Source organism: Pseudomonas sp. c313 (assembly GCF_055407145.1).
The window spans coordinates 698,393-710,380 of the sequence record NZ_JBUZRD010000003.1 but is presented as its reverse complement, the minus strand read 5'-3'; the positions used below and the strand labels follow the sequence as shown (position 1 = coordinate 710,380).

Sequence of the window (11,988 nt, the reverse complement as noted above, 5' to 3'; positions counted from 1 at the left end):
TATACCGCTGGAGAACCCTCGATGAAACGTCAATACAGTTGGCCCATCTGGACCGTGGCCGGGCTTGTGCTGCTACTGGTGGCGCTGGATATCGTCCTGCCCTATCTGGTACGCAATTACCTGAATGAAAAAATCGCCAACATGGGCGATTACCGTGGACAGGTGACCGAGGTTGACCTGGCCTTGTGGCGCGGCGCCTACCGCATCAACGGCCTGCAGATCGTCAAGGTCGACGGCAAGGTACCGGTACCGTTCGTCAAGGCGCCGGTAATCGACCTGTCGGTGAGCTGGCATTCGCTGTGGTACGACCACGCGGTGGTGGCTGAGGTACAGTTCATCAAGCCGGAGCTCAACTTTGTCGACGGCGGCGCCAACAAACAGGCTTCCCAGACAGGTCAAGGCACTGACTGGCGGGCGCAACTGGGAAAACTGTTGCCCATCACCCTCAACGAGGTGCGCATCAACGACGGGCAAATTTCCTTCCATAATTTCAATTCCAAGCCGCCGGTCAAAATGGACGCCACCCAAGTCAACGCCAGTTTCTACAACCTGACCAACGTGGTGGACGTCAAAGGCCAACGCGACGCCCGCTTCGACGGCAAGGCCCTGCTGCTGGGGCATGCGCCGCTCGAAGCCACGGCTACCTTCGACCCGCTAAGCAATTTCGAAGACTTCGAATTCCGCCTTCGGGCCCGAGACATCCAACTCAAACGCATGAATGATTTCGCCTCGGCCTATGGCAGATTCGACTTCAGCTCAGGCACCGGCGATGTGGTGATCGAAGCCCAGGCCAAAAAAGGCCAGTTGAGCGGCTATATAAAACCATTGCTGCGGGATGTCGAAGTATTCAACTGGCAACAGGACGTGGAAAACAAAGACAAGGGCTTCTTCCGTTCGATCTGGGAAGCGCTGGTCGGCGTCAGTGAGACAGTGCTGAAAAACCAAGGCAAGAACCAGTTCGCCACCCGCGTTGAGCTAAATGGCAGCGTCCATCAGCAAGATATCAGCGCGTTCCAGGCGTTTTTGCAGATTTTACGCAACGGTTTTATCCAGGCCTTTAACGCTCGCTATGAACAGCCCAAACCCAGCGCGGACTAAGTCAGGATGTGACGCTCCATTCAGAGACTGAATAGCCCGTCTGCGTTCACAGTCGCCGGGGCTGCGCGGTATAGTCGCAGCCATGCTGAATACTTGGCTGGCCGGCCCGGAGCCGCTCGGCGTCACGTTCGAGGATTGATAGATGAAGTTCGAAGGCACCCAGGCCTACGTTGCCACCGATGACCTGAAACTGGCCGTCAACGCCGCCATCACGCTGGAACGTCCCTTGCTGGTCAAGGGCGAACCCGGCACCGGCAAGACCATGCTCGCCGAGCAATTGGCCGAGTCCTTCGGCGCCCGGCTGATCACCTGGCACATCAAATCCACCACCAAGGCCCACCAGGGCCTGTACGAGTACGATGCGGTCAGCCGCCTGCGGGACTCGCAACTGGGTGTGGACAAGGTTCACGACGTACGCAACTACCTGAAAAAGGGCAAGCTCTGGGAAGCGTTCGAGTCCGAGGAGCGGGTAATTCTGCTGATCGATGAAATCGACAAGGCCGACATCGAGTTCCCCAACGACCTACTGCAAGAACTCGACAAGATGGAGTTCTACGTCTACGAGATCGACGAGACCATCAAGGCCAAGAAACGCCCGATCATCATCATTACGTCCAACAACGAGAAAGAGCTGCCGGACGCCTTCCTGCGTCGCTGCTTCTTCCACTACATCGCCTTCCCGGACCGCATCACCCTGCAAAAAATCGTCGACGTGCACTACCCCAACATCAAAAAAGACCTGGTCAGCGAAGCGTTGGACGTGTTCTTCGACGTGCGCAAGGTGCCGGGCCTGAAGAAGAAGCCCTCCACCTCCGAACTGGTGGACTGGCTGAAACTGCTGATGGCCGACAACATCGGCGAAGCGGTACTGCGCGAGCGCGATCCGACCAAGGCCATCCCGCCCCTGGCCGGCGCCCTGGTGAAGAACGAGCAGGACGTGCAACTGCTTGAGCGCCTGGCGTTCATGAGCCGTCGCGGCAATCGCTGATCATCCGAGGCGATCGCCATGTTGCTCAACCTGTTCAATGAAATGCGTGCAGCCAAGGTGCCAGTGTCGGTGCGCGAGCTGCTGGACCTGATCAACGCCCTGAAACAGCGGGTGACCTTCGCCGACATGGACGAGTTTTACTACTTGTCCCGGGCGATCCTGGTGAAGGACGAACGGCATTTCGACAAATTCGACCGGGCTTTCGGTGCCTATTTCAATGGCCTGGAGAAACTCGACGACCACCTGCAGGCGCTGATTCCCGAGGACTGGCTGCGCAAGGAGTTCGAACGCTCTCTGAGCGATGAAGAACGGGCCCAGATCCAGTCCCTGGGAGGCCTGGACAAGCTGATCGAAGAGTTCAAGAAACGCCTGGAAGAACAAAAGGAACGCCATGCCGGCGGCAACAAGTGGATCGGCACCGGTGGCACCAGCCCGTTCGGCTCCGGCGGTTTCAACCCCGAAGGCATTCGCGTCGGCGATGCCGGCAAGCGCCAGGGCAAGGCGGTCAAGGTCTGGGATCAGCGCGAGTACAAGAACCTCGATGACTCGGTGGAACTGGGCACCCGCAACATCAAGATCGCCCTGCGTCGCCTGCGCAAGTTTGCCCGCCAAGGCGCTGCGGAAGAGTTGGATATCGACGGCACCATCGACCACACCGCCCGCGATGCCGGGCTGCTGAATATTCAGATGCGCCCGGAACGGCGCAACACCATCAAGCTGCTGTTGCTGTTCGATATCGGCGGTTCGATGGACGCCCACGTGAAGATCTGCGAAGAGCTGTTCTCGGCCTGCAAGACCGAGTTCAAGCACCTGGAGTATTTCTACTTCCACAACTTCATTTATGAATCGGTGTGGAAGAACAACCTGCGTCGGGGTTCAGAACGCACCTCGACCCAGGATTTGCTGAACAAGTATGGCGCCGACTACAAAGTGATCTTCATCGGCGATGCGTCCATGGCGCCCTATGAAGTTACCCAGGCCGGCGGCAGCGTCGAGCACTGGAACGAGGAGCCGGGGTATGTGTGGATGCAGCGCTTCATGGCGAAGTACAAGAAGCTGATCTGGATTAATCCGTATCCCAAAGACACCTGGGGTTATACGGCTTCGACCAATATCGTTCGGGACTTGATCGAGGACCAGATGTATCCGCTGACCTTGCGCGGGCTGGAAGAAGGGATGCGGTTTTTGTCTAAATGATCGTTCCCACGCATAGCGTGGGAATGATCAATTCCGAGCAAGCCGCTGCAAATACTCGACCTGCTGCCGATGCGCCGTCTCCTGCACCACCGGCGCCAGTCTCACCTTCTCACCCGGTAAACACTGCGCCAGGCGTGCCAGCGCCAACGGCGTCAACGCCCCCAATCGCGGATAGCCACCAATGGTCTGCCGGTCATTGAGCAACACGATCGGCTGGCCGTCTGGCGGTACCTGGATCGCCCCCAGCGGGATGCCCTCCGAGATCAACGACGGGCCTTGGTACTGCAACGGCGTGCCGAGTAAACGCATCCCCATGCGGTCGGCACGGCTATCGAGGGTCCAGTCGGTGTTAAATACATCGAACAGGCTCTGGCCGCTAAACTGGCCGATCTGTGCACCGAGGATCACGTCCAGCGGCGCCATGGATTGAAGGTTCGGCTGCTGGTCGCAGGACAATGACCGCACAGTGCCTCCCGTCCCGGAATAGACGAGGTACGCACCTTCGGCCAAGGCTCGACCAAGGCCATCCAACCCGCCCAGCTCTTCGCGAACCACACTGGCGCAACTGCCCAGCACCTTCGGCGCATCAAATCCGCCCGGTGCCGCCAGGTAAGCTCGCGCCCCACTAAAGGGCTGGGTAAAACGTAATCGCTGGCCCTTCTGCAGAATAAAGCTGCGTCCAGGGCTCACCGGGCGCTCATCTACATAAGCCCCCAGATCCGCACCGGCCAACGCCAACAGGCAGTAATCCTCTGCCAGCACGGTAAACCCGCCCAACGTCACTTCCACCACCGGCGCATCCAATGAGTTGCCCAGCAGCCAGTTGGCCCACGACATCGATACCCAATCCAACGCGCCGCCCTGGGTCACGCCCAAATGCCTGACACCAAAGCGCCCGGCGTCCTGCAACAGGCACAGCGGAGTGCCAGCCTCAATCAACAAGCGGCTCATGCCTGCGCCTCCAACGGCGTGTCATCGCCACCCTGGTTGATGAACTCGGCATGGCTGACGGCCTCGAAACGGACGGTATCCCCCGGCTGCATCAGGCTGTAACCGTCGCGCTCGCGGTCGAACAGTTTGGCCGGGGTGCGGCCGATCAGGTTCCAGCCACCCGGTGAAACCACCGGATAGGCGGCGGTTTGTCGCTCGGCGATACCGACACTGCCAGCCGCCACCCGTTTGCGCGGGGTGTTCAGCCGTGGCGCCGCGAGTATTTCGTCCACCAATCCCATAAAGGCAAAACCGGGGGCAAAGCCCAGGGCGAACACCTGGTACTCATGCTGGCTGTGACGACGAATCACCTCTTCCACCGCCATACCGCTGCGCTGGGCCAGCAACGTCAGTTCCGGGCCAACACTCAGGTCGTACCAGACCGGCAACACATGGCACTGCCCGCTGCCCTTGGGTTCAGGCTGCAAGTCGGTCAATGCGTGGGAGATCAGTTCGCGCGCCTGGGCCGGGGTTAATTCGGTCAGGTCGTAATGCACCATCAACGTCGTGTAGGACGGTACCAGATCCACCAAAGCCGCCCCAAAACCTTCCCGCAAGCGGCGCGTGGCGGCGAGCATCCAGGGCATATTGTCTTCGGCAATCGAGTCAAACAGGCGCACCATCAGGCAGTCGATGGCAACCACTTCAATGCGCAATTTCATCGCGGTTTCAACGCCTCGCGGATGCGCTGGACCGCCGCCACCGAACTGGCGTTATCACCGTGCACACACAGGGTGTTGGCGTGCAGGTGCAAGGCGCTACCGTCGCTGGCTACAAGCGTTTGGCCACGGGCGATGATCAACGCCTGCTCGATGATTTTTTCAGGGTCGTGATGCACCGCCCCCGGCAGTTGGCGCGAGACCAGGTGCCCGGCGTTGTCGTAGGCGCGGTCGGCGAAGGCTTCAAACCAAAGGGTCACGCCATACTCATCGCCCAAGGCCTGGGCCGCGCTGTTGTCACGGGTGGCCATCAGCATCAGCGGCAAGCTCGCGTCGTACGCCGCCACGGCCTGGATCACCGCACGCAGTTGGGCCGGCTTGGCCATCATGTCGTTGTACATCGCGCCATGGGGTTTGACGTAGCTGACCCGACCACCCTGAGCCCGGCAAATACCGTCGAGGGCGCCGATCTGGTAATGCAGCAGGTCCTGGATTTCCTGGGGGGTGTAGGCCATGGAGCGACGACCGAAACCTGCCAGGTCCTGGTACGCCGGGTGCGCGCCGATCTGCACGTCATGCTCAAGCGCCAGGCTGACGGTCTTGCGCATGATGCTCGGGTCCCCGGCGTGAAAGCCGCAGGCAACGTTGGCACAATCGATGAACGGCATGACCTCGGCATCCAGACCCAAGGTCCAGTTGCCAAAGCTTTCGCCGATGTCGCAGTTCAATAGCAGGCGGCTCACGGTGAGGACTCCTGTAGGCTTTATTATTTTGTAGTGTGGGATCTTTTACCAAGATCTCGCAACGCTGTTGTCCTGAGCCCCTACGACGCTTATCGTGAGACGGCTCGATTTTTGGCGTTTGCCCTGCACTGCGTCCAACTAATAAAAACCGATCCATGCATAAGAAAAAGTTGATCCCATGAATTTGAAGTTCCTCGAAACCTTCGTCTGGGTGGCCCGGCTCAAGAGTTTTCGCCTCACCGCCGAGAAGCTCTTCACCACCCAGGCCTCGATTTCCAGCCGCATTGCCGTCCTGGAAAGCGAACTGGGGGTGAAGCTGTTCCTGCGCGATTCACGAGGCGTGAGCCTAACCCCTGAAGGCTTGAAGGTGCTCGATTATGCCGAGCAAATGATGGTCACCATGCAAGGCCTCAAGCAGTCTTTGGAAACCACCAGCAGCAAGGTCGGACGTATCCGCATCGGGGTGATGGACACGGTGATCCACACCTGGCTAAGCCCGCTGATGACGGAGTTGATGGAGCACTTTCCGCGGGTGGAAATCGAGCTGGTGGCCGATACCGCGCTGAACCTCTGCGATCAGCTGCAAAAAGGCTTTCTCGACCTGATCCTGCAAACCGACCTGCTGCGCCAGGAAACCCTGCGCAGCCTGGAGCTGGCCAGCCATCCCATGGGCTGGATCGTCGCCAGTCACTCAATCTACAACCGCGAGTACGCGTCCCTCGCCGAGTTGGCCCAGGAACGGATCATCACCTATTCGAAAAACTCCCATCCCCACCAGGACGTGCTCAGCCTGATGCAGGCCAACGGCGTGGCCGCGCCGCGGATGAACTGCGTGAACTCGGTGTCGGCCATCACCCGCTTACTGCGGGACGGCTTCGGTATTGGCGCCTTGCCACCGGTACTGGTCAGCGAAGAACTGGCGCGAGGGGAATTGGTCATGCTACCGATGGCGCAACGCCCGCCGAACTTGCAGGTGGTGGTGTCATGGCGGGTCGGCGTGGAGCTGGTGGATGAGATGGTTGCGCTGTGCCAGACCGTGGCGGGGCGGTATGCGCAGAAGGTTGGAGAAGAATTGATGGTACTCAGCAAGCCTTCGACCGGCGCATAACCTTTGATCGTTCCCACGCAGAGCGTGGGAGTGATCAGAGATCGAGCGACGTCCGTCTTACAATCCCTTCAAATTTCGCTCTTCAATCGGCCGACTCTGGCGCAGGCGCTTGCCGCCGAGCACCACCCAGTCGATCAGGCGGAACAGGCATTCCAGGCCAAACGACAGCAGCATCGCCCCACCCAGGCCCCAGCCCATGGCTTCGGGGGTCAGGAGGATCTGGTAGCTGTAGCCATCCCAGGTTTCCCGACGAATATCCGGGTCGGCGGCCACCGCCACTTGCAGGACGCGGATGTACCAGGGCCCTTGCATCGCCTGGAACTGCTTGTCCAACGCCAACTGGCGGTCGAGCAAGGTGCCGAGGCTGTTGGCATCGCTGCGAAACACCGGGTCGTCGCTGGCGCGGTAATGGGCCACCAGGGCCTGCAAGTCGCCCTTGAAGAACTGTTGCGCGGTGCTTTCAAAACCGCGCAAGCCCGTCTGGGCCTCGATCAAATGGGCTTCCACCCGCTTGGCGTAGTCGCTGACAAACCCAGGCACTTGCACACCGACCAACAGGCCAATGGCGAACAACACCAGTCGCAGATAGCTGAGCAACATAATCGACGTCCTTACTCGGTTTTACCTTGGCTGACGCATTCTCCGCGCCGCCACAGGCTCCACTGGCCCGGTTCATAGCGGGTCCAGGTCTCGTTTTCGGTCAAGGGTTCGGTGGCAATCACCGTCACCACATCATTGGGGGTAGTTTCGGCCTGAAAATCGACGATCACATCGACATCTTTCAACCGCGCAGGACCAAAGGGCGCGCGACGGGTGATCTGCGCCAGTTTGGTCGAGCAATAGCAAAACAGCCAGTCACCGTCACTGAGCAGGCAGTTGAACACGCCTTTGCTGCGGTATTCGCTGCACGCCGCGATCAAGTCCGGCAGCACCTGTTCGATGTCCACCGGCTCAGGAAAGGCCTCACGTACACGGTTGAGCAAATCGCAAAACGCCGCTTCGCTGTCGGTATCGCCGACCGGACGGTAGAAAGTGGCGCGGGGATTAAAGTCCGCCAGTTGCCCGTTATGGGCGAAGCACCAGTTGCGGCCCCATAGTTCACGGACAAACGGATGGGTATTGGACAGGCACACCTTGCCGACATTGGCCTGACGGATATGGCCAATCACCACTTCACTCTTGATGGGGTAACGCTGCACCAGCAAGGCCACTTCCGACTCGCTGCTGGCGGCGGGGTCCTGGAACAAACGCAGGCCACGGCCTTCGTAGAAGGCGATGCCCCAACCGTCGCGGTGGGGCCCGGTACGCCCGCCCCGCTGCATCAGCCCGGTAAAGCTGAAGACAATATCGGTCGGTACGTTGGCACTCATGCCCAATAATTCACACATGCCAGGATTCTCGATGCAGGGCAGACGACGTTAAAGACGCGGTTCGACCCGCATACCGCTGACCGGGGCAGCCGGACGACCATAACGATCGCCACCGAAAGGCTCATCGTCCTCGGGTTCGGCCGCCACCTGGGCCGCCACAGCAGCCTTCTGCTCACGACGGGCCTTGGCGGCACGCTCGATGGGCCAGCGGATCAGCACAAACACCAGGTACACGGCGAAGGCAATCATCGTGTACATGAACAAATCGGAGATCGCTCGCCAGGCGTTGTTGCCGACCTTGAGCAGCAGGTCCAGGGCGGTGATGGCCACGGCCGGGGCAAACTGCTCCTTGACCGGGTCGACAATGGTCGGGCTTAACAGCAGCACTACCATCAGCAACCGCAACGGTTCGCGCAACCAGCGCCAGATCCAGCGGGTCATGCGAAACCACACCAGCAGGCAGCCCAAAGCGGCGAAGGCGTAGAGGCCCCAAGCGGTCAGATAGTCGTTCTCGGTCATGGTGTCCATGGCAAGGTAGGCAAACAGGCCGGTATGATAACGGCTTTTCAGCGCTGCGGCTGCAACCGCCGTCGGCCAACCGCCTGACAGAGAGTGATCCATGCCCCCATCGACCCACGTCACTGCCGCCCCGATCGCCCGCAAGGCCCCAGGCGCCGACCCGTACGCCTGGTTGCAGGAACGCGACAGCGTCGAGGTGCTCGATTACCTGAAAGCCGAGAATGCCTGGCAACAGGCGCAACTGGCCGATCAGCACGACTTGCGCGAAACCCTGTTTGAAGAGATCAAGGGCCGGATCCTCGAAACCGACCTGTCCCTACCCTCGCCCTGGGGCCCGTACCTGTATTACACACGCACTACGGCCGGCGACGAATACGCCCGCCACTACCGCTGCCCGCGCCCTGCCGATGACAGCCAGAAGGTGGATGAAAGCGCCGAAGAACTGCTGCTCGACCCGAACGTACTGGCCAATGGCGGCTTCTTCTCCCTCGGGGCCTTTAGCATCAGCCCGGATCACCAGCGCCTGGCCTACAGCCTGGATACCAGCGGCGAAGAGATTTACACCCTGTACGTGAAGGAATTGGCCACCGACAAGGTCAGCGAACTGGCGTTCGAAGACTGCGACGGCAGCATGACCTGGGCCAACGACAGCCTGACGCTGTTTTTCGGTGAGCTGGACGACACCCACCGCCCGCACAAGCTGTATCGCTATCGCCTGGACGGCACCGCCGCCGAAGAAGTGTTCCATGAGCCAGACGGACGTTTCTTCATGCACTGCTACCGATCCAGCTCCGAACGGCAACTGCTGCTGTCTTTGGGCAGCAAGACCACCAGCGAAGTCTGGGCCCTGGACGCCAACCAGCCACAGCAGGCTTTTACCTGCCTGGCGCCACGGGTCGAAGGCCATGAGTACGACGTCGACCACGGCAAGCTCGATGGGCAGTGGACCTGGTTTATTCGCAGCAACCGCGACGGCATCAACTTCGCCCTGTTCCAGGCCGCCGACAACGCCAGCGTGCCGACCCAGGACGACTGGCAGAACCTGATCCCCCACAGCGACATGGTGATGATCGACGGTTTGAGCCTCAATGCCAAAGCCATGACCTTGAGCCTGCGCATCGGCGGCCTGCCGATCATCGAAGTACATCCCCAGGGCCTGCCCGCCTACCGCGTGGAACTGCCGGACGCGGCCTACAGCCTGTACGTGCAAAACAGCCTGGAATTTGTCAGCGACAAGATCCGCCTGCGCTATGAGGCGTTAAACCGTCCCGCCCAGGTTCGTCAGTTGGAGTTGGCCACGGGCACGCAGCAGGTGCTCAAGGAAACTCCGGTACTGGGCGCGTTCAATGCCGACGACTACGTCAGCAAACGGCTGTGGGCAACGTCGGCCGATGGCACCCAGGTGCCTATTAGCCTTGTGGTCAAACGCGACCAATTGGGTCAGCCGACGCCACTGTATCTGTACGGCTATGGCGCCTACGGCGAAAGCCTCGACCCGTGGTTCTCCCATGCACGCCTGAGCCTATTGGACCGAGGCGTGGCCTTCGCCATCGCCCACGTACGCGGCGGCGGTGAGTTGGGGGAAGCCTGGTACCGCGCCGGCAAGCAGGAACACAAGCAGAACACCTTCAGCGACTTTATCGCCTGCGCCGAACACCTGATCGCCCAAGGCCTGACCACCTCCAAACAACTGGCCATCAGCGGCGGCAGTGCTGGCGGCCTGTTGATCGGCGCGGTGCTCAATCAGCGCCCGGAGCTGTTCCAGGCGGCGATTGCCGAAGTGCCATTTGTCGATGTGCTTAACACCATGCTCGACCCAGAGCTGCCGTTGACCGTCACCGAATACGACGAATGGGGTAATCCTCAGGAGCCCGAGGTGTACGAACGCATCAAGGCCTACGCGCCTTACGAAAACGTCAGCGCCCAGGCGTACCCGGCGACCCTGGTGATCGCCGGCTACAACGACAGCCGCGTGCAGTACTGGGAAGCCGCCAAATGGGTGGCCAAGCTGCGCGCCACCAAGACCGACGACAACCTGCTGTTGCTCAAGACCGAACTGGGCGCCGGCCACGGCGGCATGAGCGGTCGTTACCAGGGATTACGTGACGTAGCACTCGAATATGGATTTGTTTTCAAGGTGCTGGGGCTGGTTTAAGGAACGCCAACCGGCGGTCGTGCCTGAACACATGACCGCCAGGCGCGAACGTCCTGCGTATAGCCGACGGGCAACTGTTGCCGCAACAGCTCTAGCCGCCGGGCGTCTTGGGTTTGCTGTCGTTCTGCTGCAAGCCTGGGAGCGCCTGATCCTTGGGCGGCGTAGGCAATATGATCGGTACCAAGGGCGGCGCACCGGTGCCGACAGCTTTTGGCGTGGTCGGCGGGGTGACTTGCGGATAAGGTGTGGGCGTTGCAGTGCCCGGCGAACCCGTGGTGGACGCGGGGGTGTTCGGCACGGCTTGCAACTCCTGAGCATGGGCGGTACTGCCAAGGGCGAGCGCGCTCCCTACAATGACCGTTAGAATGCTGCACTTCATCGATGGCTCCATGGCCTGACGGTAATGCCGTAAGGCTACTCCCAACCGCGCAAGAATGCCCTTCCCAATGAGATTTCCATGAAACGTTTCGTTCTGCTGGACACCACCCCGATTCCCGATAATGGCGGTGCCTTGTGCCTGTTCGAATATGGCGAGGATTTTGTCATCAAGATCCAGGGCGGTGACGGCGGACAACTGATGAACACCCGCATGCACGGCTCCGAAGATGCCCTGGCGGAGATTCCCTGCCGCAAGGTCGCCGGTCGTCCCGATTCGCGGGTATTGATTGGCGGCCTGGGCATGGGCTTTACCCTGGCCTCGGCGCTCAAGCATTTGGGCAAGACCGCCGAAGTAGTGGTCGCTGAATTGGTGCCAGGCGTGGTTGAGTGGAATCGTGGGCCGTTGGGAGAAAAGTCCGGACGACCGCTGCTGGACCCGCGCACGGTGATCCGCATGGAAGACGTGGCCAAGGTGCTGCAGGCCGAGCCCCTGGGCTTCGACGCGATCATGCTGGATGTCGACAACGGCCCCGAAGGCCTGACGCAAAAAGCCAACAGCTGGCTGTATTCGACTGGCGGCCTCAGCGCCTGCGCCAAGGCCCTGCGCCCCAAGGGCGTGCTGGCCGTATGGTCAGCCAGCGCCGATAAGCAGTTCAGCGAGAAACTGCGCAAGGCCGGCTTCAAGGCAGAGGAAGTTCAAGTGTTTGCCCATGGCAACAAGGGCACCCGGCATACCATCTGGATTGCCGAAAAGCTCAAGGGCTGAAACAGCCCCTGAATTCA

The 11,988-nt window shown here is 60.5% G+C and carries 13 protein-coding genes; 6 read left to right on the top strand and 7 right to left on the bottom strand.

Annotated features, from left to right (window positions below):
- The first annotated feature begins 21 nt into the window (after nt 1-21).
- The 3 genes from ACZRKZ_RS12870 (at nt 22) to ACZRKZ_RS12860 (ending at nt 3,283) form a co-directional block, all read left to right on the top strand.
- Nucleotides 22-1,098 (top strand): DUF748 domain-containing protein, encoded by a 1,077-nt coding sequence (locus ACZRKZ_RS12870; RefSeq protein ID WP_463981762.1) that lies wholly within the window; start codon nt 22-24, stop codon nt 1,096-1,098.
- Between the two features lie 142 nt (nt 1,099-1,240).
- Nucleotides 1,241-2,086, top strand: a complete 846-nt coding sequence (locus tag ACZRKZ_RS12865; protein ID WP_133101832.1) for an AAA family ATPase — start codon at nt 1,241-1,243, stop codon at nt 2,084-2,086.
- A gap of 18 nt (nt 2,087-2,104) precedes the next feature.
- Nucleotides 2,105-3,283, top strand: a complete 1,179-nt coding sequence (locus tag ACZRKZ_RS12860) for a vWA domain-containing protein (protein ID WP_463970332.1) — start codon at nt 2,105-2,107, stop codon at nt 3,281-3,283.
- Nucleotides 3,284-3,310: 27 nt separating this feature from the next.
- On the opposite strand, the gene ACZRKZ_RS12855 is transcribed toward ACZRKZ_RS12860, so the two are convergent.
- Genes ACZRKZ_RS12855 through ACZRKZ_RS12845 form a run of 3 tightly spaced genes read right to left on the bottom strand, consistent with a single transcriptional unit; the run spans nt 3,311 to nt 5,675 of the window.
- Nucleotides 3,311-4,234 carry a 5-oxoprolinase subunit C family protein gene (locus ACZRKZ_RS12855; protein ID WP_463981761.1) on the bottom strand — a complete coding sequence of 308 codons (924 nt, stop codon included), beginning with the start codon at nt 4,232-4,234 and terminating at the stop codon, nt 3,311-3,313.
- The gene (gene pxpB / locus ACZRKZ_RS12850; protein WP_463981760.1) at nt 4,231-4,935 is read right to left on the bottom strand and encodes a 5-oxoprolinase subunit PxpB; all 705 of its coding nucleotides are present in this window, start codon (nt 4,933-4,935) and stop codon (nt 4,231-4,233) included. Before pxpB ends, ACZRKZ_RS12855 begins: the two co-directional genes overlap by 4 nt.
- Nucleotides 4,932-5,675 (bottom strand): 5-oxoprolinase subunit PxpA, encoded by a 744-nt coding sequence (locus ACZRKZ_RS12845; protein ID WP_463981759.1) that lies wholly within the window; start codon nt 5,673-5,675, stop codon nt 4,932-4,934. The genes pxpB and ACZRKZ_RS12845 overlap by 4 nt, the downstream gene beginning before the upstream one ends.
- Nucleotides 5,676-5,853: 178 nt before the next feature.
- On the opposite strand from ACZRKZ_RS12845, the gene ACZRKZ_RS12840 reads away from it, so the two are divergent.
- A complete protein-coding gene (locus ACZRKZ_RS12840; protein ID WP_463981758.1) occupies nt 5,854-6,783 on the top strand; it encodes a LysR family transcriptional regulator in 930 nt (309 codons plus the stop codon).
- Between the two features lie 57 nt (nt 6,784-6,840).
- Here the strand turns inward: ACZRKZ_RS12840 and ACZRKZ_RS12835 are convergent, their stop codons facing one another.
- Genes ACZRKZ_RS12835 through ACZRKZ_RS12825 form a run of 3 tightly spaced genes read right to left on the bottom strand, consistent with a single transcriptional unit; the run spans nt 6,841 to nt 8,681 of the window.
- Nucleotides 6,841-7,383, bottom strand: a complete 543-nt coding sequence (locus tag ACZRKZ_RS12835; RefSeq protein WP_133101838.1) for a DUF2937 family protein — start codon at nt 7,381-7,383, stop codon at nt 6,841-6,843.
- Between the two features lie 11 nt (nt 7,384-7,394).
- Nucleotides 7,395-8,171 (bottom strand): class II glutamine amidotransferase, encoded by a 777-nt coding sequence (locus ACZRKZ_RS12830; RefSeq protein ID WP_003210683.1) that lies wholly within the window; start codon nt 8,169-8,171, stop codon nt 7,395-7,397.
- 30 nt (nt 8,172-8,201) lie between these two features.
- Nucleotides 8,202-8,681 carry an MFS transporter gene (locus tag ACZRKZ_RS12825; protein WP_463981832.1) on the bottom strand — a complete coding sequence of 160 codons (480 nt, stop codon included), beginning with the start codon at nt 8,679-8,681 and terminating at the stop codon, nt 8,202-8,204.
- 91 nt (nt 8,682-8,772) lie between these two features.
- On the opposite strand from ACZRKZ_RS12825, the gene ACZRKZ_RS12820 reads away from it, so the two are divergent.
- Entirely contained in the window at nt 8,773-10,827 is a 2,055-nt protein-coding gene (locus tag ACZRKZ_RS12820) for a S9 family peptidase (RefSeq protein WP_463981757.1), read from the top strand.
- A gap of 91 nt (nt 10,828-10,918) precedes the next feature.
- Here the strand turns inward: ACZRKZ_RS12820 and ACZRKZ_RS12815 are convergent, their stop codons facing one another.
- Entirely contained in the window at nt 10,919-11,206 is a 288-nt protein-coding gene (locus ACZRKZ_RS12815) for a hypothetical protein (protein WP_463970337.1), read from the bottom strand.
- A gap of 78 nt (nt 11,207-11,284) precedes the next feature.
- Here ACZRKZ_RS12815 and ACZRKZ_RS12810 point away from each other — a divergent pair, with 78 nt between their 5' ends.
- Nucleotides 11,285-11,971: a spermidine synthase gene (locus ACZRKZ_RS12810; protein ID WP_463981756.1), complete on the top strand. Its 687-nt coding sequence runs from the start codon at nt 11,285-11,287 to the stop codon at nt 11,969-11,971.
- The last annotated feature ends 17 nt before the right edge of the window (nt 11,972-11,988 follow it).